Origin of the sequence: Sphingomonas sp. PP-F2F-A104-K0414 (genome assembly GCF_004340945.1) — a bacterium.
In the GTDB taxonomy this organism is placed as follows: domain Bacteria; phylum Pseudomonadota; class Alphaproteobacteria; order Sphingomonadales; family Sphingomonadaceae; genus Sphingomonas.
Map to the genome: position 1 here is coordinate 256485 of NZ_SLYD01000001.1, position 24898 is coordinate 281382.

At 67.1% G+C, this 24898-nt stretch carries 19 protein-coding genes; 7 read left to right on the forward strand and 12 right to left on the reverse strand.

Going from position 1 to position 24898, the window contains the following annotated elements:
• Nucleotides 1-186: 186 nt before the first annotated feature.
• Together C8J46_RS01080 and C8J46_RS01085 are read right to left on the reverse strand one after the other, a co-directional pair.
• The gene (locus C8J46_RS01080; RefSeq protein ID WP_121885031.1) at nt 187-579 is read right to left on the reverse strand and encodes a MerR family DNA-binding transcriptional regulator; all 393 of its coding nucleotides are present in this window, start codon (nt 577-579) and stop codon (nt 187-189) included.
• Nucleotides 576-2261, reverse strand: a complete 1686-nt coding sequence (locus tag C8J46_RS01085; RefSeq protein ID WP_243643155.1) for a long-chain fatty acid--CoA ligase — start codon at nt 2259-2261, stop codon at nt 576-578. Before C8J46_RS01085 ends, C8J46_RS01080 begins: the two co-directional genes overlap by 4 nt.
• Before the next feature lie 131 nt (nt 2262-2392).
• On the opposite strand from C8J46_RS01085, the gene C8J46_RS01090 reads away from it, so the two are divergent.
• The 5 genes from C8J46_RS01090 (at nt 2393) to C8J46_RS01110 (ending at nt 8514) form a co-directional block, all read left to right on the forward strand.
• Nucleotides 2393-3529: a thiolase family protein gene (locus C8J46_RS01090; RefSeq protein ID WP_132734255.1), complete on the forward strand. Its 1137-nt coding sequence runs from the start codon at nt 2393-2395 to the stop codon at nt 3527-3529.
• Nucleotides 3529-5847 (forward strand): 3-hydroxyacyl-CoA dehydrogenase/enoyl-CoA hydratase family protein, encoded by a 2319-nt coding sequence (locus C8J46_RS01095; protein ID WP_132735268.1) that lies wholly within the window; start codon nt 3529-3531, stop codon nt 5845-5847. The genes C8J46_RS01090 and C8J46_RS01095 overlap by 1 nt, the downstream gene beginning before the upstream one ends.
• A 271-nt stretch (nt 5848-6118) precedes the next feature.
• Nucleotides 6119-6529, forward strand: coding sequence for a DUF2147 domain-containing protein (locus C8J46_RS01100; protein WP_132734256.1), 411 nt, complete (start codon nt 6119-6121; stop codon nt 6527-6529).
• A gap of 56 nt (nt 6530-6585) precedes the next feature.
• The gene (locus C8J46_RS01105; protein ID WP_132734258.1) at nt 6586-7890 is read left to right on the forward strand and encodes a porin; all 1305 of its coding nucleotides are present in this window, start codon (nt 6586-6588) and stop codon (nt 7888-7890) included.
• Nucleotides 7891-8016: 126 nt separating this feature from the next.
• Nucleotides 8017-8514, forward strand: coding sequence for a DUF2141 domain-containing protein (locus tag C8J46_RS01110; RefSeq protein WP_243643156.1), 498 nt, complete (start codon nt 8017-8019; stop codon nt 8512-8514).
• 4 nt (nt 8515-8518) lie between these two features.
• Here the strand turns inward: C8J46_RS01110 and C8J46_RS01115 are convergent, their stop codons facing one another.
• Genes C8J46_RS01115 through C8J46_RS01130 form a run of 4 tightly spaced genes read right to left on the reverse strand, consistent with a single transcriptional unit; the run spans nt 8519 to nt 13823 of the window.
• A complete protein-coding gene (locus tag C8J46_RS01115) occupies nt 8519-10918 on the reverse strand; it encodes a TonB-dependent receptor (RefSeq protein WP_132734260.1) in 2400 nt (799 codons plus the stop codon).
• Entirely contained in the window at nt 10905-11903 is a 999-nt protein-coding gene (locus C8J46_RS01120; protein WP_165886427.1) for a FecR domain-containing protein, read from the reverse strand. The genes C8J46_RS01115 and C8J46_RS01120 overlap by 14 nt, the downstream gene beginning before the upstream one ends.
• Nucleotides 11893-12450: an RNA polymerase sigma factor gene (locus C8J46_RS01125; RefSeq protein WP_243643157.1), complete on the reverse strand. Its 558-nt coding sequence runs from the start codon at nt 12448-12450 to the stop codon at nt 11893-11895. Before C8J46_RS01125 ends, C8J46_RS01120 begins: the two co-directional genes overlap by 11 nt.
• The gene (locus C8J46_RS01130; protein WP_243643158.1) at nt 12447-13823 is read right to left on the reverse strand and encodes a lipopolysaccharide biosynthesis protein; all 1377 of its coding nucleotides are present in this window, start codon (nt 13821-13823) and stop codon (nt 12447-12449) included. The genes C8J46_RS01125 and C8J46_RS01130 overlap by 4 nt, the downstream gene beginning before the upstream one ends.
• 111 nt (nt 13824-13934) lie before the next feature.
• Here C8J46_RS01130 and C8J46_RS01135 point away from each other — a divergent pair, with 111 nt between their 5' ends.
• Both C8J46_RS01135 and C8J46_RS01140 read left to right on the forward strand, forming a co-directional pair.
• Complete coding sequence (locus tag C8J46_RS01135; RefSeq protein WP_132734264.1) at nt 13935-15158, forward strand: hypothetical protein; 1224 nt, start codon at nt 13935-13937, stop codon at nt 15156-15158.
• 64 nt (nt 15159-15222) lie between these two features.
• Entirely contained in the window at nt 15223-16149 is a 927-nt protein-coding gene (locus C8J46_RS01140) for a formyl transferase (protein WP_132734266.1), read from the forward strand.
• On the opposite strand, the gene C8J46_RS01145 is transcribed toward C8J46_RS01140, so the two are convergent.
• The 6 genes from C8J46_RS01145 to C8J46_RS01170 are packed head-to-tail and all read right to left on the reverse strand — an operon-like array spanning nt 16100 to nt 24809.
• Nucleotides 16100-17203, reverse strand: coding sequence for a glycosyltransferase (locus C8J46_RS01145; protein WP_347812364.1), 1104 nt, complete (start codon nt 17201-17203; stop codon nt 16100-16102). The genes C8J46_RS01140 and C8J46_RS01145 overlap by 50 nt on opposite strands.
• Nucleotides 17200-18282, reverse strand: coding sequence for a glycosyltransferase (locus tag C8J46_RS01150; RefSeq protein WP_132734268.1), 1083 nt, complete (start codon nt 18280-18282; stop codon nt 17200-17202). The genes C8J46_RS01145 and C8J46_RS01150 overlap by 4 nt, the downstream gene beginning before the upstream one ends.
• A gap of 43 nt (nt 18283-18325) precedes the next feature.
• Nucleotides 18326-18952 (reverse strand): hypothetical protein, encoded by a 627-nt coding sequence (locus tag C8J46_RS01155; RefSeq protein WP_132734270.1) that lies wholly within the window; start codon nt 18950-18952, stop codon nt 18326-18328.
• 3 nt (nt 18953-18955) lie between these two features.
• Nucleotides 18956-20377 (reverse strand): efflux transporter outer membrane subunit, encoded by a 1422-nt coding sequence (locus tag C8J46_RS01160; protein ID WP_132734272.1) that lies wholly within the window; start codon nt 20375-20377, stop codon nt 18956-18958.
• Nucleotides 20374-23550 (reverse strand): CusA/CzcA family heavy metal efflux RND transporter, encoded by a 3177-nt coding sequence (locus C8J46_RS01165; RefSeq protein ID WP_132734274.1) that lies wholly within the window; start codon nt 23548-23550, stop codon nt 20374-20376. Before C8J46_RS01165 ends, C8J46_RS01160 begins: the two co-directional genes overlap by 4 nt.
• The gene (locus C8J46_RS01170) at nt 23547-24809 is read right to left on the reverse strand and encodes an efflux RND transporter periplasmic adaptor subunit (protein WP_132734276.1); all 1263 of its coding nucleotides are present in this window, start codon (nt 24807-24809) and stop codon (nt 23547-23549) included. Before C8J46_RS01170 ends, C8J46_RS01165 begins: the two co-directional genes overlap by 4 nt.
• Nucleotides 24810-24898 lie beyond the last annotated feature (89 nt).

Here is a 24898-nt window from a genome sequence, read left to right on the forward strand (position 1 = left end):
AAGGTACGATGTGCCCCGCCCCGGCGGAGGCCGGGGTCCAGTTGGGAGACGTCGCCAACTGAGTGCTGCGCGTCGCTATTACCACCTTTCCAACTGGGCCCCGGCCTTCGCCGGGGAGGTAGATGTTCGTTGCGGTCTTATCGTTTCAATTGGTTGGCGCTCGTTCCTAACGAGCGATCACAGGTGTCAGACCGACCCTGCCGGAATCCGCGCCAGCGCCTCCTGCTCGATCTTCTCCAACTCATCGCGCGTCTGGACGATCGCCTCGCGTTGCGCATCCAGCAGGTCGATACGCTGCCGACAGCGTTCCGCCAGCGCGCGCATCTGTTCCACATGCTGCGGATCGGCATCGTAGAGGTCGAGGAACTCCTCGATGTCGCGTAGCGTGAAGCCGAGGCGTTTGCCGCGCAGGATCAACTGCATCCGCGCCACCTCACGCCGCGTGTAGACCCGCGTCGTGCCGATCCTACACGGTTCGATCAGCCCCTTGTCCTCGTAGAACCGCAACGTCCGCGCGCTCACGCCGAGCATGCGCGAGACCTCCTGTATGCCGGTAAGATCGTCCTGTCGGTCGTTCACGCGTCCACTCCCCTCGCCTCCGTCGCTGCGGCCTTTGCGGCCTCTTCTGCGACAAGCTCCTTTTTGGAGAGCTTGCCGATCAGCGTCTTGGGGAGACTGTCGCGGATTTCGACCTCGCGGGGAAGCTCGATCTTGCTGATCTTGTCGCGAAGAAAATCGCGCAGTTCTAGCGGGGTAGCGACCGCACCTTCGGCCAGCACGACGAACGCCTTGGGGGCCTGGCCGCGGTATTTGTCGGGCACGCCGATGACCACCGCTTCGAGCACCGCGGGATGTTCGTACAGCGCCTCCTCGATCACGCGCGGATAGACGTTGTAGCCGCCGGCGAGGATCAAATCCTTGATCCGGTCGACGATGAACAGATAGCCGTCTTCGTCGAGGTGCCCGACATCGCCGGTGCGCAGCGCCCCGTCAGCGAACAGGTCCGCGGTGGCGGCGGGCTTGTGCCAATAGCCCTGCGTGATCTGGGGCCCGCGTGCGCAGATCTCGCCATTCTCGCCGATCGGCAGCAGCCGCGTCGGGTCCTCGCGGTCGCGGATCTCGATCGTCGTGCCGGGAAAGGGCAGCCCCGCGGAGCCGGGCTTGTTGAGGCCATCGATCGGATTGCACGTAATGATCGGCGAAGCCTCCGACAGGCCATAGCCCTCGCACAGCTTCGCGCCGGTCGCCGCCTCGAACGCGATCCGCACCTCCGCCGGCAGCGGCGCACCACCCGAGATGCACGCGTGGATCGAGGACAGGTCGATCGTCTGCGTTTCGGCGGCGGTGGTGATCGCGGCATAGATCGTTGGGACCGCGGGGAAATAGCTTGGCCTAGTGCGTGCGATCGTCTTGAGCAGCTGACCGAGTTCGAAGCGCGGCATAAGGATCATTTCTGCGCCCGCGCGGATCGAATAGGTCAGCACTGTCGTCAGCGCGAAGACGTGGAACAGCGGCAGCGCGCCGAGCACCCGGTCCTGATGGGGCTGCTCGCCGCCGACGAACACCATCATCGCATCGGCGTTCGACACCAGATTGGCATGGCTGAGCATCGCCGCCTTGGGCTCGCCGGTGGTGCCGCCGGTATATTGCAGCACCGCGACTTCGGTCGGCGACACCGCGACCGGGACCGGCGCGCCCTTCGCCTTCAACAGCGAATCGAACGTGCAATGGCGCGCGTCGCTCGGGGCGTGGCCGATCTCGGCGCGTTTGAAGAGGCGGTAGGCGATCGACTTCAGCGTCGGCAACGCACCGGCGATCGGGCAGGTGATGACGTGCTTCACGCCCATCTGCCCGGCGACCTTCAGCACACGCGCGTGGATTTCGGCGATGTCGCAGGTGGCGATGATCGTCGCGCCCGAATCCTCGAGCAGATGCGCCAGCTCGCGCTCTACATAGAGCGGGTTGACGTTGACGACGATGCCGCCGGCCTTGAGGATCGCGAAGAACAGGATCGGGTAATAGGGCGTGTTCGGCAGGCACAGCGCAACCCGGGTCCCCTTCACGACGCCGAGATCCTGAAGCCCGCGGGCGGCCCGATCGACCGACTCGCCGAGTTCGGCATAGGTCAGGGTCCGGCCCATGAAGTCGAGGACGTTGCGCGATCCGAACCGGCGGACCGACGCGTCGAGCATGTCGCCCAGCAGCCGTGGCTCGCCCTGCAACGGCACACCGATCGCTTTGCCCCCGGAAGTGTCCTGCATCTCGCTCTCCATTACTCGATGTGCGTAAGCCATATTGTCGGCCGCTTCACCTTGACGTAAAGGTGAGGTATCGCACCTTAAGGGTAACCCGCAAGCGTTAACCGGGTCGACCGCAATATGAGAGGATCATCGTGACCAACGTCGTCATCGCCGGGTACGCCCGTTCGCCGTTCCACCTCGCCGGCAAGGGCGAGCTCGCCCGCGTCCGTCCGGACGATCTCGCCGCGCAGACGATTCGCGGGTTGCTCGACATGACCGGCGTCGATCCCGCCGAGATCGAGGACATCATCCTCGGCTGCGCCTTCCCCGAGGGCGAGCAGGGCCTCAACGTCGCCAAGCTGATCGCGCAGATCGCCGACCTGCCGATCTCGGTCGGCGGCATGACGGTCAACCGGTTCTGCGGATCGTCGATGAGCGCGATCCACATCGCCTATGGCCAGATCGCGGTCGGCGCGGGCGAGGCGTTCATCTGCGCAGGGCTCGAGTCGATGAGCCGCGTGCCGATGGGCGGCTACAACCCCCTCCCCAACCCCGCGCTCGCGAAGAAGAGCGCCGGCGCGTACATGGGCATGGGCGAGACCGCCGAGAACGTCGCGCGGCAGTACCAGATCACGCGCGCCGAGCAGGATGCGTTCGCGGTGAAGAGCCAGGACAAGGCCGCCGCAGCGCGTGCCGATGGCCGCTTGTCGGACGAGATCGTGACGATCCAGACCAAGGCGGGCCCGGTCAGCCAGGACGGCACCATCCGCGCCGGCACGACCACCGAAGCGCTCGCCGGCCTGAAGCCTGCGTTCAGCGCGGAGGGCTCGGTGACCGCCGGCACGTCTTCGCCGCTGACCGATGGCGCGTCTGCGGTGCTGGTCACCTCGGAAGAGTTCGCCAAGAAGCACGGGCTGACGATTCTCGCACGGATCAAGTCGATCGGCGTGTCGGGTTGCGCGCCCGAGACGATGGGGCTTGGCCCGATCGGTGCGTCGAAGAAGGCGCTGGAACGTGCCGGGATCACCGTCGCGGACCTCGATGTGGTCGAGATCAACGAGGCGTTTGCGAGCCAGGCGATCGCCTGCATCCGCGACCTCGGCCTGAAGGACGAGACGATCAACCTCGACGGCGGCGCGATCGCGATCGGCCATCCGCTCGGCGCGACCGGCGCTCGGATCGTCGGCAAGGCGGCGTCGCTGCTGGCGCGCGAGGGCGGCCGCTATGCGCTGGCAACGCAGTGCATCGGCGGCGGTCAGGGCATCGCAACGGTGCTGGAGCGCGCATGATGGTCGACGCTGTGAAAAAGGTCTGCGTCATTGGCGCTGGCGTCATGGGCGCAGGCATCGCGGCGCAGGTCGCCAACGCCGGCATCCCGGTGTTGCTGCTCGATATCGTACCCCGCGAGGGTGACGACCGCGATGCAGTGGCCAAGGGCGCGGTCGCCAAGATGCTCAAGACCGACCCCGCCCCCTTCATGTCGAAGCGGGCGGCCAAGCTGGTCGAGACGGGCAACATCGACGATCACCTCGACCGGGTCGCCGAGTGCGACTGGATCGTCGAGGCGATCGTCGAGCGGCTCGACATCAAGCAGGCGCTCTATGCCAAGCTCGAAGCGCTGAAGCGTCCGGGCACCGCGGTGTCGTCGAACACCTCGACGATCCCGCTCGGCAACCTCGTCGAGGGACGCTCGGACCAGTTCAAGGCCGACTTCCTGATCACGCACTTCTTCAACCCGCCGCGCTACATGCGGCTGGTCGAGATCGTCCGCGGTGAGCATACCGACATCGCGGTCGCGGAGAAGGTCGAAGATTTCGTCGATCGCTTCATGGGCAAGCGGATCGTTCGCGCGAAGGACACGCCGGGGTTCATCGCCAACCGCATCGGCACCTACTGGCTGGCGATCGCGATCAACGCGGCGATGGACCAGGGGCTGACCGTCGAGGAGGCGGACCAGATCGGCGGGCGGCCCATGGGCGTGCCGAAGACCGGTATCTTCGGGCTGGTCGACCTCGTGGGCGTCGATCTGATGCCTTTGCTGTCCAAGAGCCTGTCGTCCACGCTGCCGGCCGGCGATCCTTATTTCGATACGGTGCGCGAGTTGCCGTTGGTCGACAAGATGATCGCGGAAGGGTTCACCGGCCGCAAGGGCAAGGGTGGCTTCTATCGCTTCGACAAGGCGACGCGGACCAAGCTGTCGCTCGATCTCGCGACTGGTGAGTACCGTGCGGAAGCGAAGCCCGCTGAGCTGCCAGGCAAGACCGGCAAGGAACTCGCGGCGCTGATCGCGGAGCCGGGCAAGATCGGCACCTATGCATGGACGATACTCGGCAGCGTCTTGTCTTACGCAGCGATGCTCGTTGGTGAAGCGGCGGACGATATCGTCGCGATCGATGACGCGATGAAGCTCGGCTATAACTGGAAATACGGGCCGTTCGAGCTGATCGACCGGATGGGTCCCGGCGTGCTCGCCGCGCGCCTCGCCGAGGAAGGTCGCGACGTTCCTGCGATCCTGACGACCGCCGGCGATCTTCCGTTCTACCGCGTCGAGAACGGCCAGCGTCAGTATCTCACGTCTGACGGTAACTATGCCGACGTGCCGCGCGCGGACGGCGTCGAACTGCTGGAGGACATCAAGCTCCGCTCGCAGCCGATCCTCCAGAACCTGTCGGCTTCGCTCTGGGATGTCGGCGACGGCGTCGCGGCGCTCGAATTCCACACCAAGATGAACGCGCTCGACGATCAGGTCGTGGCGCTCATCAACGAGGCGATCCCGGTCGTCCGCGAGTGGTTCAAGGCGCTGGTGGTGTATAACGAAGCCTCGAACTTCTCGGCGGGTGCGAACCTCGGCGCAGCGATGTTCGCGGTCGGGGCGGGCCTTTGGGACATGGTCGAGGCTAGCGTCTCGGGTGGTCAGCAGGCATACAAGGCGCTCAAATACGCGCCTTTCCCGGTCGTCAGCGCGCCTGCCGGGCTCGCGCTCGGCGGCGGGTGCGAGATCCTGCTCCACTCCGATGCGGTGCAGGCGCATGCCGAGACCTATGCAGGGCTCGTCGAGTGCGGCGTCGGGCTGGTTCCCGGCTGGGGTGGCAATGGCGAGATGCTAGACCGCTGGACCAAGTCGCGGACGCTGCCGAACGGGCCGATGCCGGTGCTGACCAAGGTGTTCCAGGCTGTTTCCACCGCGCAGGTCGCCAAGTCGGCGGCGGAGGCGAAGGAGATGATGATCCTGCGCAAGGACGACGGCATCACGATGAACCGCGACCGGTTGCTGGCCGATGCAAAGGCCAAGGCGTTGTCGCTGGTCGAGGGTTATGCGGCACCGGAGAAGCCGACCTTCCGCCTTGCCGGCGAGAGCGGCTGGACGGGGCTGAACATGGCGGTGGCGGACTTCCACAAGAAGGGGATGGCGACCGAGTACGACCTCGTCGTCGCGGATCGCCTTGCGGAAGTGCTGACTGGCGGCGAAGCCGATCTGGTTGACACCGTGACCGAGGACCAGTTGCTCGACCTCGAGCGCGCGGCGTTCATGTCAAGCGTCAAGGATCCGCGCACCCAGGCCCGCGTCGTCCACATGCTGCAGACGGGCAAGCCGCTACGCAACTGACCCTGTTTCCCCGCGAAAGCGGGGGCCCAGGATCAAGCAGCGCCGCGTTCGTTGCCCTGGGCCCCCGCGTGCGCGGAGGAACGATAAGTCCATGAAAACTTTTCACCCGCTGGAATCGGTAAGAAGACTTGACTTGTCTTCGTACAATTCTAGTCGGGACCAATAACTGCCGTATACGGCAACAAGGTAGCGATAACGTCGACGACCTGACGAGACATTCGGTGACCGTACGCATACGGCGCCATCAAACGACACTAGGAGAGGATAGAAGATGTCCCTGTTGATTATCGGTGCTCTGCTCGCTGGCGCTTCCGCGACGCCCGAGACCGTCATCGGTCGCTGGAAGACCGAGACGCACAACGCCATCGTCGAGATCGCCCGCTGCGGCCCGTCGATCTGCGGCAAGATCCTCACCTCCGACGCACTCCGCGCCAATCCTTCGATGAAGGACGCGAACAACTCGAACACTGCGCTGCGCAATCGCCCGATCCAGGGCATGCAGATGCTGAGCGGGTTCAAGCCCGACAAGGACGGCGTCTGGAGCAGCGGGCAGGTCTACAATGCCGAGGACGGCAAGACCTATAGCGGCAAGATCACGCCACTCGGTGCGAACCAGCTGAAGCTGCGCGGCTGCGTGTTCTTCCCGCTCTGCAAGACGCAGACCTGGACGCGCGTGCGCTGAGGCCACGCCTCCGCCTTCGCCTTCCCCCTATCAGTACAGCTTTCAGGACCTTACCCATGACAGTTCGCAACAAAGCTCCGCTTCTCGCGGTATCCGCTCTCGTGTCCGCCTTCGGCTTCGCCAGCACCGCCTATGCCGACGCATTCTATCTCCAGGCGCAGTCCGCACGCGGCGCAGGCCGTGCGTTCTCGGGCGAAGGCGCCGACACAGGTCCTGACTCGCTGTGGTGGAACCCGGCCGCGATCGCCGGCATCCGCGACGGCAGCGCGACGCTCAGCGCGTCCGCAATTTTGCCGAAGGGCGACGTGGTCGACACCGGCACGCGGATCTGCCGCCCAGGCCAGGCCTGCACCGGGATCAGCGGCCAGTCGAACTCGCGCGATCCGATCAACAAAGGTGTCGTGCCATCGGGGTCGATCGCCTATCCGCTGAACGACCGGATCGCCGTCGGCCTCGCGGTGACCTCGCCGTTCAGCTTCACAACCAACTATGATGGGGATAGCTGGGCCCGCTACAGCGCCGACAAGACGCGGCTGCGGACGATCGATATCCAGCCGTCGGTCGGTATCGTCGTGACCGACTGGCTCCGCGTCGGTGGTGCGCTGAACGTCGAATATACCGACGCAACGCTTAGCAACGCGCTCCCCAACCTTTCCGCGGCGCTGCCCGATGGTCGCCAGGAACTGAGCGGCGACGGTTGGGACTTCGGCTGGACCGCGGGCGTACAGCTCCACAACGACTTCGCGACGGTCGGCGTTAGCTACAAGTCGAGCATCCGGCACAATCTGAAGGGTGATCTCACCGTCAGCGGCCTCGTCGGTCCGCTTGCGTCATCGAACACGACCGTGTCGGGCGCCAAGGCTGCCTTCAACACCCCGGGTCAGGTGATCGTCGCAGGCCGGTTCCGCGGTACCGACAAGCTGACGCTCAACGCGCAGGTCGTCGCGTACAATTGGAGCAAGTTCGACACGATCGATCTCGGCGCACCGCTGAACACCGCGATCCCCGAGAACTACATGGACAGCTGGAGCCTCGCGGGCGGCCTCGACTATGACGTCACGCCGAAGCTCACCGTGCGGGCAGGTCTGCAGCGCACCAAGTCGCCGACGCAGGACGGCTCGCGCGACGCACGCGTGCCCGACGCCGATCGCTGGACCTATGCAGCGGGTGGCTCGTACCAGCTGTCGCCGCACATCGCGCTCGACGCCGCCGCGCAATATGTTGACTTCGAGAACACGACGATCGACCGCATCACGGCGGCGTATGTCGGCACCGCCGCGCAGACCAACATCCTGACATCGGGTGCGCTGCGCAACGCCTCGGCGGTCGTGCTGTCGCTCGGCGGACGTGTGAGCTTCTGATGTCGGACGGGGTGCGTCGCCGGTAGCGGCGCACCACAAAGCCGGCACCCCGGACTGAGGTGGGTAACAGAGGCGCACGGTGCTCCGCATCTTGCACAAGGCTGCCGACGCCCCACTTCCACAGCCATGGTAAGCTTATATTTGGCGGCGCTGTTGATGGCGCCGAGCGCGGCTGTCCGGCCGATCGGCCCGGACGCTGCACAGTGCGCGCCCGGTAGCGCCCATCCCGCGCTTCTGGTCGAGGTCACCGGTTTCAAGTCGCGCGCCGGGACCGTCCGCGTGCGCGTGTTCGGTGGTGCGCCGTCGAGCTATTTCGACAAGAAGCATGCGTTGCTGCGGACTGAGATCGCCGTACCGCGTGACGGCATCGTCGCGGTCTGCATGCCGGTCGCGCGGCCTGGCGTGTATGCGGTCGACGTTCGCCACGACTATAATGCGAACGGCAAGACCGATCGCAGCGACGGCGGTGGCGCATCGGGCAACCCGCACGTGACGTTGTTCGACATGCTGTTCTCGCGCAAACCAGATCCAAAAACCGTTCAGGTCCGCGTCGGGAACGGTATGACGGTCGTCCCCGTGACGCTCACCTATCTCCAGGGCGGGTCGCTCAAGCCGATCCGCTAGGACATCACCACGCGATGCTGCCACCGAGTCTAACCGTGCGCGGTCGCAGCGGGGTATATTCGGTGCGCGCGGCCAGGACGAACGGGTTACCGCCGGCAAAGCGGTCGCCCTTGACGTCGAACACGTTCTCGATCGTGCCGCTCAGCCGGACGCGTCCTTTCGACCATGTCGTACCGAAATGCGTAGAGCCATACTCGCCTTGTGACACGTCGAGCGGCGCTTGAGTCCCGATCGTCGAGCGGCCGACATAGCGCCAGGTGGCGTTGGTGCTCATGTGTGATTCAGTGCCAAGTACCCAGGTGTAGCTTATGCCGCCCGATACCGCGAAGGGCGGCGTATTGGGCAATCTGGTACCGACCTGACGCCGCAGCGCGGGATTGGGGTCGGTGACCCGCGTGTCGTTGAGGAACATCGCCGCGTCGAGGCTGAGCCCCGCCACCGGTACCCAGTCGAAGCTCGCTTCGGCACCACGAATGTGGCTGTTGCCGAGATTGGTGGTGAAGGGGAAGCCCGATCGATCGACCAGATCAGCCTGGATATGCCGCCAGTCGGCCACGGAAAAACCGATCGATCCGGACAACCCAAGCGGCCCCTTGCGTTCCCGGCGAAGTCCGATCTCGCCCACATGGATGCTGTCGGGCACCAGATCGGCGACCCGGCCCACACCCGGGGCGACGGTGATCCCGCCGGTCCGGAAGCCGGACTGATAGCGCGCGAACGCAGCAAGTCCGGGAGTGAGGAGCCAGGATGCGCCAAGCGTCGGATCGACCCGGGTGACGCTTCGGCCGCGGATGAAATTGGTCGTACGCAAGCTGGCGATCGGATCGCCATCGCTCCGTTGGTGGGTCAGGCGTCCACCAGCCGTGATCGTCAGCGCCGGTGTCATCGCGACGCCGACGTCGCCAAACATCGCGGCATCGAACGTCCGGTTGGTGACGCCGACGATATCGCGCAGCCGGTCGGGAACGCCGTACATACGGGCATAGGCATCGCGGGCGTGGATCACCGCGACCCCGACCAGCCACCCGGCGCCGTTCGTCCCCGTCCGCGACAGCCGCGCCTCGTGCGAGAACAGCCGGCTGCGCTCGTCGGTATCATAGGCGATCGGCAGGGTCGGCTGGCTGGGTTTGGTGGCATCGAACCGGCTTTCGGCGTCACGGTGGACCAGACCGGTCGCAGAGACCAGATGCAGGCCGTCGTCCCACTGCTTGTCGACGACGAGGCGACCGAGGAAATACTGCTGCTCGAAGGGTTGGGCGAGCAGCGAGGCCCGCGCCAGCGGACCGGCACCGCGTTCGGCATATTGAAGGTCGGGCGCGGACACGTTTTGCCCGACGATCCCGGCGTCGATCGTCCAGCCTCGCGCCGGTGCGACCCGCACGTCGAGGCGTCCGCCGGTCGTCTCCACACGATTGACGTTGCGCAAGCCGCGGCGCACGTCGTCGATATAGCCGCCTTCGACGTGGGTGTAGCCAATCGCGCGCACGCCGACGACTCCAGTGCGGATCGGCAGGTTGATCATGCCGGCGAGATCACCGCCCGGCGCCCCTGATCGGGTGGTGCTGACGCCGCCCGACAGGCTGCCGGCCTCACGCGTCAGATCGACCGGGTGCGGGACAAGCCGGACGATGCCACCGATCGCACCGGCGCCGTACAGCGTTCCCTGCGGCCCCTCGAGCACCTCCACCTGATCGACGTCGTACAGGTTCAGCCCGGGGTCCGGGCCGTTATAGGCGACCGGCACCTCGCCAAAATAGACGTTGGCGGTCGCTTGCGTCGGGCCGGTAAAGCTACTGTCGGCGACGCCGCGGATGAACAGCTTGTTGCGGCCCGCCCCTAGCGCGGTCCCCTGGAGGATCGGCGTGGCGGTGATCGCGCGGTCCATCCCGCCGGTTGCGTCGGCGCCGATCAGCGCGGTGCCATCGGCGCGCAAGATCGTCAGTGCTCCCGGAAAACGAAGGCGGGAGGTCGCGCGCTTCGTCGCGGTCACGACCACATCGGGCGTCGGCTCGGCAACGGCCGGCATGATCGGCGGCCGGTCGGGCGCTACGGACTGGGGCGAACGCCGCACCGGACGTGGCGCAATCCGGCGACGAACGATCCGAAAACTGTCCGGGACGAGCCGTTGCGCCGTGTATCCCGTACCCGCGAGCAGTCGATCGAGCGCATCGGCGACGGTCAGCCGTCCCTGGACGCCGCGCGCGCTGACCTGCCCCAACCCAGGCTCGGCACTGCCGATATCGACCCCGGTCTGCTGTGCGAGCACACCGATCGCACGATCGAGTGGACCCGGCGCGATGGCGATCGGCCGTCGCGCCGCCGCCTGGAGGGGAGCGGGCACGGACAATGCGAACGACGGGGCGACGAGCAGCGAAATGGCCAGGCGAAGTTTACGGACCGGCATGGCCTCCAACCAGACGCCAGCGACCATCGACGTGCTCGGCCCGAGCCCCGATCAGCGAGGCCACGCGGGGGATCAGGCGATCCGCGCCGCCCGTGACTCCGATCGATCCGGTGAACGGCGTGTCCGCCAGCGCCGGTGCGACCCTGACAACCGTCCCGGTGCTGCGCTCCAGCGCGGCGACGACCAGCCGTACCGGAGTCTGCTGAAATACGAGCCGTCCCTTGCGCCAGCTGCCGACATCGTCGACCGCGACTCCCGACAGACGCGGCGCCTGACCGTCGAGATGCGACAGGGCCGCGCCCGCGGTCAGCATGATCCGCTCGTCATCGGGCTGGAACATCACCGCACCTTCGGCCACCTGGACGCCGAGATGCGCGCCGACGCGTGCGACATTGAAGACGGTACCGACGTCCTGGAGCCGCATTTCGCCCGACTGGACGACGAACGGGTGCGCAGGATCGTGCGTGACGTGAAAGGTCGCTTCGCCGCGCTCGAGCGTCACCCGCCGTACGGCACTCTGGTCGATCGCCAGTCGCGTGCCACCATTCAGGTCGATCCGGCTGCCATCGCCGAGCATGACCGCGCGACGGACGCCACGCGCCGTCTCGACGATCCGCACCGCGGGGTCGGTCTCCAAGGGCAGCATCACGCCGGCGATACCCGCGGCGGCAAGACCACCCAATGCCGCAAGCGCCCAGCGACGGCGCGGTGCGGGGCGATCGTCGTTGGCCGCGACGAGGGACGTCGTCTCCGACCAATCGCGGGGCGTCGTCTCCGACCAGTCGGGTGGCGTCAGCGCATCGCCCAGTTCCGCATCGGCGCGGGTCAGCGCATCATAGGCATCGGCATGCGCGCGATCGGCTTCGAGCCATGCGGTGAACGCCAGCCAGTCGTCCGCATCGGCGGAGGGCAAGCGAAGGTGCCACGCCACCGCCTGGTCCGCCGCTGCGTCTGCTCTGCCCTGGTCGGTCCACTCATCGACCATCGCGCTGGTCCTCCTCATGAGGGAGACGTTTGGCCGGCGTGATATCCACACCGGAATTGCTGCGCTGCAAGTGGATTCTCAGATAGGCGCGGTGCAGCAGCTTCTCGACGCCGCTGACGGTGATGCCCATCCGTTCGGCGATCGCCTTCTGCGGCAGGTCGTCGAACCGGTACAGGCGGAACGCCGTTGCGACACGGTCGGGCAGGCCGGCAAGCGTCGCCTCTACCCGTGCAAGCCGGTCGCGGGCGATCAATGCGCGTTCGGCGTCCGGATGCTCGTCCGCGGTCGCCTGCGTTTCGAGCCAGTCGGTATCGCGATCGGTGCGCCGCACCGCGCGACGACGCCGGTCGACCGCGATGTTGTTCGCCATCCGGCAGATATAACCGAGCGGTTCGGCGATCGGGCCGCCGGTGACCGTCTCCAGCCGCAGCCAGAGATCCTGCAACGCGTCCTCCGCTTCCTCGACGCTCCCGAGCCGCGCGATAAGCAACCGCAGGAGCATCGCCCGCTCGGCGAGGAAAACCGCACGGAGCCCGCCTATGGTCATGCCGGTCGACCCTTTGCGTCGCTGCGGAACATCAGCGCAAGCGCGACGATCGCGGCACCGTTCTGGAGCAGCGCGTGCCATCCGGCCCCATCGGTGCCGAACGCCCAGAGCATCGCCGGCAACAGCGGGTACAGCGCGAGACTGGTCACCACCCCGACGGTCATCGATCGGCCCGGCAAGCCAAGCGCGGTCAGACCCGATGCGAGTGGTGCGCTTGCTAGCCCCGCGGCACGCGCGCCGGCGATCAGGATCAGCAGGACGGTACCGCCGCCGAAGCTCGCGCCGCCCAGCGTGACCAGGAGCCGATCGCCGGCAAATGCTAGGATCGCCACGATCGGCGCTGCGATCGCGAGTGCCAGACCGGCGCTCCGCCAGACGGTATGCCGGAGCGCGGCCAGATCATTGCGGGCTACCTGGGCGGCAAGCACGGCGTAGCTCGCCTGGCTGAGCAACACCGTCGGCTGGGCAAGCAGCGACGTGGCGCGCTGGGTTAGCGCGAGCAAACCTGCGGCCGCCGGCCCGAGCAACCAGCCGACCGTCAACGGGGCGAGATTCGGCGCGAGCTCGCGCACGGTGATGTCGAAATTGGTGATGAGGATGAAGCGCCCGAGGCCATCGGTGTCGCGGGCGGCGTGGCGCCAGGGGCCGCGCAACGGTTCACCTGCGGCCAGCTTGCGCCATGCCACCCAGCCGAAACCCCACATCGCCAACCCCTCGGCAACGGCCGCGATCAGCCAGACCGCGATGAAGCCGATCAACCCGCCGCCCGCGACCCAGACCCCGAGCGCGCCGACGAGCCGGATCAGCGGCGACACCGCCTGGTGGATGCCGATCAAGTCGAACCGGTTGGCGATCTGGAGCAAGCCTTGCGGGGTCGCACGGACCGTCGCGATCACCGCCAGACTATATGGAATGGCAATCCGAATAGTGTCCGGCGACCAGCCGAGCCGCGGCCCGATCAACGGCACCAGCAACGCGGCGACGATCACCGCCACCGCGCCGCAGCCAAGTTCGATCACAGCGAGGAACCGGACGATCCGCGCGAACCCGGCACGATCGCCCGCTTCGAGCGCAATCCCGCCATAGCGCACCACGCCGTGAAACCCCGAAAATGCCAGCACGCTGCCGATCAGCACCGCATAGGCGTTGACCAGCACCAGCACGCCGTACTCAGCCGCCCCCAGCCGGTGCGTCACGAGCACCAGATAAACGAGGCTCATCACCCCCGCGGCCGCCTTGCCCCCGAGCAGATGGCCAAGGTTCGCGAGGATGAGCCACAGGCCGGACCGCGTTTCAGCCGTCCGTTCGAACGCCCGTTCGGATTTCGCGGGTCGCACCTCACGAGACGTCATACGGTTGAGGAGCGAGCGCATCGCGAGCGCTTAGACTCCTCATGTTGCAGCGACGAACAGAAAGTTCCGCCCAACCCGCAAAGTGACGAAATATTTAATGAGGGTCGGCCGCTTCGGGAACGTCTACCGGGCATGAAGATCGGTTTTCTGTTCAATCACGACCAAGTGCATCAGGTCGCGCACGCCCTACCAACCGCCTTGGCGATGGCGGAGGGCTATCCGGATGCGGAGATCGTCGTCGCGACCACTAATGCCCGGCTGACCGACGAAGTCCGGCGGCTGTGCGCAAGGCTGGGTGTCAGCATTCCGCTCGTCGAACTCGGCCTTCGCCGCACGTCGACGCGCGCGCTGGCGAACACGCTCGAATGGGCGCTGCCGGTGACCAAGATCGGCATCTACCGCGACAATCTCGATTTCTTTCGATCGCTCGATGCGCTGGTCGTTGCCGAGAAGACCTCGCTGCTGCTGAAGACGCGCTACGGTCTGGACGATCTCAAGATCATCCATACGAGGCATGGCGCCGGCGACCGCGCGATCGGCTTCAACAAGCATAGCGCGACGTTCGATCACGTGCTCGTTTCCGGGACCAAGATCCGCCAGCGCCTCCACCGCGAGGCCGGCGTACCGTTCAACCGGATGAGCCTGATCGGCTATCCCAAGTTCGATCTGATGCTGGAGCCTGCGCCGCGTCTGCCGTTCCAGGCGAACGGCAAGCCTACGGTGCTGTATAATCCGCATCCGTCGCCGCATTTGTCGTCCTGGTATGCGCAGGGCCGCGCGGTGCTCGAGCATTTCCTCCACGACGACCGCTACAATTTGATCTTTGCGCCGCACGTCATGCTGTTCCACCGCAAGTTCGTGCTGACGATCGACAAGTTCAGGATCGACCGTGCCGGCGTGATCGAGCAGCGTTTCGTCGATGCGCCGAACATCCATGTCGATCTGGGCAGCGCGGCCTCGACCGACATGACCTACACCGCGGCGGCGGACATCTATCTCGGCGACGTCAGCAGCCAGGTGTACGAGTTCCTCCACACCCCGCGGCCGTGCCTGTTCCTCGACGCGCATGCGACCAAATGGGACGGCGATGCGAACTATGCGCACTGGCAGGCGGGCGAGGTCGTGACCGGCACGGAGGGACTCGGCGATGCACTCGACCGCGCGGTGGCGCAGCATCATCGCTACCGTCCGGTTCAGCGCGCGCTATTCCAGCGCAGCTTCGAGCTGACCGCGGAGCGCTCCGCGGTGCGTGCGGCGCGCGCGGTGATGAGCGTGCTCGCCGATACGATCCCGAGCGTGCTGCCGGAACGCGAACCGGAGACGGCGATCGGATTGCAGGGGTTGCGCGTAGCCTGAACCGCCGCGAGAAGGCCGGCGTGGCGTCCTTGCCGGGCGTGGCATTTGGGATCGATCGACCACCGTGGCTCTACGCAAGGATATCTGGCGCCCCGCCATCGTGATGGCGACTGCCGAGGCGATCGTCGCACGCGGTTCGATCGAGGGCTTGCCGATGATGTGGCTGCCGCCGATGGGCAGCTTCCAGTTTCTTGCGGACCCGTTCGGGTTGTGGCGCGACGGCCGGCTGTACGTGTTCGTCGAGACCTACGACTACCGCGTCCGGATCGGGGCGATCGAAGTGCTGGTCTATGATGCCGATTTCCGCTTGGTCGACCGCCAGCCGGTGTTGAACGAGCCCTGGCATCTTTCCTATCCGCTGGTGTTCGAGGCGGAGGGGGAAACGTGGATGCTGCCCGAAGCGCACCGCTCGCGCCGGCTGACGCTGTACCGTGCGGTCGACTTCCCGACCCGGTGGGAGCCGGCGCACGTGATCGAACTCGATCACGTCGCGGTCGATGCGACGCCAATACTTCACGGCGGGCTCTGGTGGCTGTTCTATACGTCGGCGGACCGCGAACCGGACAAGATGCGTGCTCTGCACGTCGCCTATGCCGAGCGACTGGCGGGCCCGTGGATGCCGCATGCCGCCAATCCGGTGCGCGTGGACGTTGCGAGCGCCCGCCCCGGCGGGATGCCGCTGGTGATCGATGGGCACATCATACTGCCGGTGCAGGATTGCAGCCGGACCTATGGCGGCGCGATCCGGCCGCTGACGATAACGACGCTCACGCCGGAGCGGTTCGAGGCTGAGATCGGCGATGCGCTGGTGCCGCCGGTATCGTGCGCGCCGTATGTCGAGGGGTTCCACACGCTGTCGGCAGCGGGACCGGTGACGTTGGTCGATATGAAGCGCACCGAGTTGTCGCTGCACGGCCTCTCGATCGAAGCCGTCCGCGAAGTCAGGAAACTCGGTCGGGCAGTCCGAAAGCGCGCATCCGTTCGAGGATAGCCAGCCCGGTCGCGGCGAACCGCTCGGGTCCGAAGGTGGCGAGAACGCGGGTGCGTGCGGCCTGGCCCATCGCCGCCAGTTGCGCCGGCCTCGCCAGCATCGATGACAGCGCCTGTGCCAACGCGACGGGATCGCCGGGCGGAACGGTGAAGCCGGTTTCGCCCTCGACGATCGTGCCGGGGAGTTCGCCGACCGCCGAGGCGACGACCGGCAACCCCGCCTGCATCGCCTCGTGCGCGGCAACGCATAACCCCTCCGATCGCGATGGCTGCACATAGACATGACAGTCGGCGAGGAACGCTGCCGGGTCGGCCGCGTAACCGGCGAACCGCAGCGTTGTAAGCCCGAGCGCTTGGGCGCGGGCTTCGAGCGCCGCGCGTTCCGCGCCGTCACCGGCGATGACGATCTCGTACGGCGTGCGCGTTTCGATCAAGGCGAGCGCCTCGATCAGCACGTCGTAGCCCTTGACCGGGTGAAGACGCCCGAGGCTGCCGATGCGTACGGGCTGCCCTTCCTGCCACGGGGACGCCTGTCGTGCGTTCGGATCGGCGCGGAAGATCGACCATTGCACCAGGCGCGCGGGGGGAACGTGAAGCCGTTCCGCGGTCAGCCGGGTTACCGCGGTGGAGTCACCCACCCACAGCCGCGATAGACGCTGCATCGCGCGCAGCAGGACGCGGTTGGCGGGCTTGAGGAACGCGGCGTGCTGCCAACTGACGACCGGCCAGCCGCGACGCAGGCCGACCATCTGGCCGAGCAGGGTTGCGCGGGTCAGCGACGTCCAGAGATGCGTCGGCGCCCAGTCGCGGAGTGTCGCATCGAGCCACCAGAGCGCCGCGACATGATCGGTCTCGCCGCCGTCGCGCACCTGCACGTCGAACCCGGCGGCGCGCATCGCCGTCTCGCCACGGCGGTCGCGTGCGGTCAGCGCGAACACCGCCACCTCCGCCCCGCCGTCGCGCAATATCCCGAGCACCGCGGGCACCGGCGACGCGGCCCCGCCGCCTTCGACCGAGTTGATCACATAGGCGATCCGCATCGGCAGGGCGCTCACGCTCGCACCGCCGCGAACAGATCGAGATAGGCTTTAGCGACCGCACCGATCCGGTGGTGCGCAACCGATGCTGCCAGTTGCGCCGCATCGGGCGGTGATTGGGACAGCATCTGCGTGATCGCCTGCGCCAGGGCGATGGTGTCACCAAGCGGTACCACCTTGCCCGCCCCCGGTGCGTCGAGCAATCGCGTCGCTGGCGTGCAATCGGTCGCCACGACCGGCCTGCCCGCCGCCAGCGCCTCGACCATCACGGCCGGATAGCCCTCGAAATCGGACGGCAGCACGAACAGCCGCGCGATATCGAGCCAGGGCCGGATGTCGGCGACATAGCCCGGGAATGCAATCCGATCGGCGATCCCCAGTGTCTCGGCTTGCCGCCGAAGCGCGTGCGCTTCCGGGCCGTCGCCGACGATCACCAGCCGGGCCGATTTTTCGGGTAACGCGGCGAACGCTGCGATCAGTCGCGCAAACCCCTTCTCTGGCACCAGACGCCCCGCCGCCAGGATCGCCGGACTCTGCGTTTCCGGGATTGGGATCGGCGACGCGATATCGTCGGTCAGCGCGGGCAACGCGATCGTCGTCGCAACACGGCGGCGCAGGATCCGGTCGGCCTGATCGCGCGCGACATCGGACAGCGCGACCACCGCCTGCACGTGCCGCAGCAAATATCGCATCCGACGCTCGAACGCCCATTGCCGCACTCGACCGCGCTGCGGCTTGTCGAGCGCGGCGCTGACCTGCGCGACGACGGGTATCCCCGATCCGGCCAGCGCGGCGGCGACGGGCCAGTGGAAATTACCGGGGATGAAGACGCCGTCGAACCGGCGCAGTGCGACGAAGGCGCGGGCCGCGTGCGCCAGACGACGGCGCGATCCGCGGCGGCGCGGAATCGGCGGATCGGCAAGCGCGACGTCTACCCGGTCCCCCGCCAGACCGCGCAGCGGCCCTGCGTCCGATCCGGCAAAGATGGTGACCTTGACGCCGCGCTTTGCCCACGCTTCGGCGAGCCGGACGGCAACGCGTTCGGTGCCGCCCAGGGCGAAGTCATGAAGAACGATGAAAATCGACAGGGCGGCCATGACCGCGCGGTTAGCCCCGACCTTGCCCCGAAGCCAAGCCTAGTTACATCGCGATCCAGATCCGGTCGTGGCCGAGATCGAAGATTACCCGCATGTCCTCGAACGCGCTGAGCCCGACCGTCGGGCTGGCGCCGTGCACGACCATGGGGTTCTTGAGGATCGAATGGCCGAGCGCGACGGCGCTGGCTACGGTCGGCGCGGTCACGACGGTGGCGTGCGCAAGGTCGAGTACCGCAGCGGTCGGTGGCGCGGCGTCGAGCGTCAGCGGCACCGTCATCGTGCCGTCCGCCTGGTGCGTGACCGGGATTGCGGTCATGCCGCGTTCGGCACGCGCTGCCTCGCCCGGCAGCAACAGGCGAAGTTCGTGGTGCGGGAAGTCGATCTCGATCGGGTGCGCGTCGAGGATATCCTGGCCGATCCGCAGGTCCGCACCGTCCGCCGGGGCCGATTCGACCGCGGCGATCGGCGCGTAGAGATACTCCGCGCGGATACCGATCTTGACCCGGTCGCGATGTGCGAGCCGATCGGCCAGCCTCGTGCCGATCGCCGAGTGCGGCGCGCCGGGGACGATGGCGATCGTCGTAGGCGCGTTGTCCACCCGGCCGTGGAACAGCAGGGTTGCCGCCATCAGGACGAACTTGCCGCTCGTCGCGCCTATCATGCCGCCCATCGATTATCCTCCTGTGACGCCGCCGCCCGCGGCCTGAAATAGCGCAACCGTGTCGGCCAACCGGGCGGCGCGCGCCTGCACGGCTTGGCCGCGTGCCTGCGCGTCGGTGGCGGTCGCGTTGAGCAATGCGGGCGTGCCGACGTCGCCGAGCGCGAGCTGGCGGCGGACGAAATTCAGCGCACGGCCGGATGCGTCAGTTGCGCGCGTGGCGGAGTCGAGCGCGTCGGCGTCGGTGCGCAGACCGGTCAGGGCGTCGGACACGTCGCCGAATGCCTGGAGCACCGCGGCACGATATTGCGCCTTCGCCCCATCCAGCGCGGCTTCGGCGGCGTGCTGCTGATGGCGGAGCGCGCCGGCGTGGAAGATCGGCTGCGTGATCCCGCCGATCAGCGTCCAGAACGGGTTGCCGCTCTTGAACATGTCGCCGAACCGTTCGGATGTGCCGCCCGCCGATCCGCTGAGCGAAATCGCGGGGAGCCGTGCGGCAATGGCAGTGCCGACATCGGCCCCTGCCCCCTCGAGTTGCGCTTGCGCGGCCAGCACGTCGGGGCGTCTTGCGACCAGATTGGAGGGGACTATCAGGGGCAGATCGCGTGGAAGGGTCAACGACGCGAGCGTCGGTAGCGGCGGCATGTCCGAACCTGCCGAGCGCCCGATCAGCGTTCCGATGACCACGCGCTGATGCGCTTCGGCGCGGACCAGCGGGGGGAGTGCGCCTTCGGCCGTCGCGAGTGCCGCCTGTTGCGTGGAGACGTCGGCGGCGCCGACGGCGCCGAGTTGCTGGCGCTTGACCAGTGTCTGCAGGATGTCGCGGTTGACCGCGATCGCGGTCTGCGCCGCGACGATCTGCTCGGCGAGCGAGGCGCGCTGGATCACCGCCTCGACCAGGTTGGCGATTACCGTCGTCCGTGCCGCCGCGAGCCGCTGCCGCTGCGTCTCGGTCGCGGCGCGCGCGGAGTGGATCTTCGACCGCGTGCCGCCGAACAGGTCGGGCGCATAGCTCACCGTCACCTGCGCGGTGTGCAGCGTGTAGAGCTGCTGGTTCTGGTCCGCGACCGCGGGCGACAGCGCGTTCGAGATCCGCGTGCGCTCCGCCTGATAGTTCACGTCGGCCTGCGGCAGCGCCGAGCCCGCCGTGGCGGAGCCCTGCTCGCGGTATTGCCGCAGCGTTGCCTCTGCCACGGCGATGTCGGTCGCGTGCGCCTGCGCCTCGGTCACCAGCGTGTCGAGCTGCGCGCTGCCGAAGGTGCGCCACCATTCGGCCGGTACTGCCGGAAGCATGGTAGCCTGGGTCGCGCCACTAGAAGGCGCGAAGGTCTGCGCGGCGGGCGCCGGCGGCAGGCTGGCGTGTGCGTCCAGATGGTGAGGCCCCATCGTGCAGGCGCTCGTAACGCCGGCGAGCAGGAGGATGGCGAGACGCTTCATGCTTGAGCCTCCGGATGGGCGTGATGGCCGACGTCGCGTCCGTGTGCGCCGCGATCCTCGGGCGGTACGCGCTTCGAGAAGCGGTCGATCAGCACCGGCAGGACCAGCAGGATCAGGATCGGCGCGAGCGTCATGCCCCCGACCACGACCAGCGCGAGCGGCTTCTGCACCTGGCTGCCGATCCCGCTCGACAGCGCGGCGGGGAGCAGCCCGATCGCCGCCACCAGGCAGGTCATCACCACCGGACGCAGACTGTGGCGCACCGTCGTCGCGAGCGCATTCTCCCGCCGCGCGCCCTCGTCGACGGCGTGATTGTAGGTCGTGACCACCAGGATCCCGTCCATCACCGCGATCCCGAACAGCGCGACGAAGCCGATTGCCGACGAGATGCTGAACGCGGTCCCGGTCAGCGCGAGTGCGAGCACGCCGCCGATGATCGCCATCGGGATCGCCGAGAACGCGAGCAGGCTGTCGCGGATCGAGCCGAAGTTCGCGTAGAGCAGCAGCAGGATCACGAGCAGGCTGATCGGCACCACCACTTCCAGGCGCGCGACCGCGTTGTTGAGGTTGTCGAGCTCGCCCGCCCATTCGAGGTGATAGCCCGACGGCAGGTGGACGGTCCGCTCGATCCGCGCATGCGCCTCGTCCACCGCCCCGCCGAGATCGCGGCCACGGACCGAGAACTTGATCGGGATGTAGCGCTCCTGATGCTCGCGGTAGATGAACGACGCACCGCTGGTGAGCTTAACGTCGGCGACCTCCGACAGCGGCACCTGGATCGTGCCCGCGCCATCGGGCGACGGCGCACCGATCGTGATCCGGCGGATCGCATCGATCGTGTCGCGCTGTTCGGGTTTCAGGCGGACGACGATCGGGAAGTGGCGATCGGTGCCCTTCTCGTACAGGTCGACGTTCGACTGCCCGCCGATCGCCGCGGCAACGGTCGCGTTGATGTCGTCGGGGGTCAGGCCGTAGCGTGAGGCACGCGCGCGATCGACGTCGATCCGCACCGTCGGCTGGCCGAGCGACTGGAACACGCCGAGGTCCTCGATCCCGCGGACCTTGCCCATCTGCGCCTTGATCTGGTTGGCATATTTCTCGAGCGTAGTCAGGTCGGGGCCGAACAGCTTGATCGAGTTCGCGCCCTTCACGCCCGACGCCGCCTCCTCGACGTTATCCTCGATGATCTGCGAGAACGAGAAGTCGACGCCGGGATATTTGGCCGACAGCCGCTTCGACAGTTCCTCGGTCAGCGTCTCCTTGGTGACGCCGCTCGGCCAGGTGTCGAACGGCCTCAAGGGCACGAAATATTCGGCGTTGAAGAAGCCCGTCGAGTCCGTGCCGTCATCGGGGCGACCGTGTGCGGACAACACCGCCTGCACTTCGGGATATTGCATCAGGATGCGGCGGACGCCGTTGACCACCGGCTGCCCCGCCTCGAGGCTGACCGACGCGGGCAGCGTCGCGCGGATGTACATGTTGCCCTCTTCGAGATGCGGCAGGAACTCGATCCCGAGCGAGCGCACGCCGACCACTGCGAGCAGCATCAGCAACGCGGCGCCACCGATCGCGACGACCCGGTTGCCGAGCGCGAACGCCGCCGCCGGCTCGTAGACGCGGCGCAGCTTGCCAACGATCCACGTCTCCACTTCGGAGAGCTTGTCGGGCAGCAGCAGCGTCGCCAGCACCGGCGCGACCGTGAAGGTCGCGATCAGGCCGCCGGAGATCGCATAGGCATAGGTCTTCGCCATCGGCCCGAAGATGTGCCCCTCGACGCCGGTCAGCGTGAACAGCGGCAGGAAGCTCGCGATGATGATCGCGGCGGCGAAGAAGATCCCGCGGCTGACCTCGGAGCTGGCGCCGAGCACCGCCGAGAAGCGGTTGGCGAGCGTGTAGTGCCCCTTCCCGCTTTCGACATGCGCGGATCGCTCGACCATGTGGCGAAAAATGTTCTCGACCATGATCACGCAGGCATCGACCACGAGCCCGAAATCGAGCGCGCCGACCGAGAGCAAATTCGCGCTCTCGCCCTGCAACACGAGGATCAGGATCGCGAAGGCGAGCGCAAACGGGATCGTCGCGGACACGATGATCGCGCTGCGCAGATTGCCGAGGAAAATCCACTGGAGTGCGAAGATCAGCAGGATGCCGACCACCATGTTTTCCAGCACGGTGTGGATCGTCAGGTGGATCAGGTCGGAGCGATCGTAGATCCGGTCGAGATGGACGCCCGGCGGCAGGATGCCCGACGCGTTAATGTCGGACACTTCCTTCTGCACGGCGAGGATCGTCGGCATCGACTGCGCGCCGCGCTGCATCAGGACAATGCCCTGGACGATGTCGTCCTGGTCGTTGTAGCCGGCGATGCCGAGCCGCGGTGCGTTGCCGATCCGGACGTGCGCGACGTCTTTCAGCAACACCGGCTGGCCGCCGCCGGTGCCGACGAGCACGTTCTCGATGCCGCCGACCGACTGGATCAGGCCGATGCCACGGACGATCGCCGCCTGCGCGCCGAAATTGATCGTCTGCCCGCCGACATTGCCGTCGCTCTTGGCGAGCGCCGCCAGCACCTGCGACACCGTCACGTTGTGCGCGGCGAGGCGGTCGTTGTCGATCACCACGTCGTAGGTGCGAAGCTTGCCGCCCCAGCCGGTGACGTCGATCACGCCCGGAATGCGCTTGAACCGGCGCTGGAGGACCCAGTCCTGCAACGTCTTGAGGTCCATCACCGAATAGCCCTTCGGCGCGGTGATCTTGTAGCGAAAGATCTCGCCGACCGGGCTGGTCGGGGACAATGTCGGCTGCGCGCCACCCTGGAGCGGCGGGAGCTGCGAGAGGCGGTTGATGACCTGTTGCTTGGCCTGATCGTTGGTCAGGTCGTAGCTGAATTGGATCTTGATGTCCGACAGCCCGAACAGCGAGATCGCCCGGATCGCGGTCAGATGCGGAATGCCCGCCATGCCGACCTCGATCGGGATGGTGACGTTGCGCTCCATCTCCTCGGCCGACAGACCCTGGGTCTGGGTGATGATCTCGACCATCGGCGGGACCGGGTCGGGATACGCCTCGATGTTGAGGTTGTAGAAGCCGACGCCCCCCGCCACCAGCATGGCGACGAAGATACCGACGATCAGCAGCCGCTGACGCAGCGCGAATTCGACGATCCGGTTCATTCGCCGAGACCGGCTTCGTTGACGAACAGCGCGCCGGTGGTGACGATCCGCTCGCCCGATCGCAGACCGGCGGTGATCGCGACCTTGCCGTCCTGCTCCTCGCCGGCGGTGACTTTGCGCGCGACCAGCAGGCCGTCGGGGCGCACCACCCACACGCGTGCGTCGTCGCCTTCGTGGATCACCGCCGCGGCGGGAACGAGCAACGCATCGCCGCTATGCGGGCGCTGGATCGAGAAGCTCGCGAACATCTGCGGCTTCAGCGCGCCGTCCGGGTTGGCGATCGTCGCACGCACCGGCAGGCGACGGCTCTGCGGATCGAGCGCGGCACCGACCAGATCGATCGTCGCGTGGAAACTGCGGCCCGGCAGCGCCGGCGTCGTCACGGTGACGCTGTCGCCGCGATGCACTGCGCTCGCGTCGTTCTCGGCGAGTTGCGCGATCAGCCAGACGTGTGAGGGGTCAGTGATCGTCATCACCGGCTTGTCGCCGCCCTGCGAGAGATACTGCCCCGCGGACACGTCGCGCGTCGCGATCAGCCCGGAGATCGGCGCGTGCAACGTCGTCACGTCGTGGATGCCGGAGACTTCGCCGACATTCTCCAGGCGCGAGATTTCGCCCTGCGACTTGCCGAGGATCGCCAGCTTGTCGCGTGCCGCGCCGAGCGACGCCGCCGCGGTCCGGGCCGTGGCCTGTGCGGCGGCAAGATCGGTCTTGGCTTGCTGATAGTCCTTCAGCGCGCCGCCAGCCGTCTCGTAGATCAGCCGCTGGCGTTCCGCGGTCCGCTGCGCCGTCGCAAGCTGCGCCTGCGCGTTCTGCAACCCGGCGCGCGCCGCGAACAGGCCGCTACGCGCATCGACGAAATCGCTCGTCTTCACCAGCATCAGCGGCTGGCCCTCGGTCACGTGCTGCCCCGCATCCGCGAGCACGCGCACCACCTGCCCCGAATAGGGCATCAGCACCGGCGTGCTACGGTCGCCATCGACGGTGATCGCGCCGCTCGCCAACGTCCGCGCATCGGACGCACCATAGCCGACGCGCATCGTCGTCAGCCCGGCCATTTGGTCCTTGGTCGGCCGGAACGTCCCCGCCGGCGTCACCGGTGCGGGCGCAGGCTCGTGATGCGTGAGCTTGCCGATCAGCACGACGATCAGCACCAGCCCGACGATCACGCCGGCCGCGATCCCGAGCCAGCGCATCTGCGCGGATCGCGAAAGCTTGGCGGCGGGAGGAAGCGTTTCGGGTGTCGTCGATGCGTGCATAATCAGCCCCTTGGGGATTAGACTGGAGCCGGTAGCGCCGCTGGCTTACAGCGCGCTTACGGATGCTGCGCCGCGGCAAGATGAGGTCG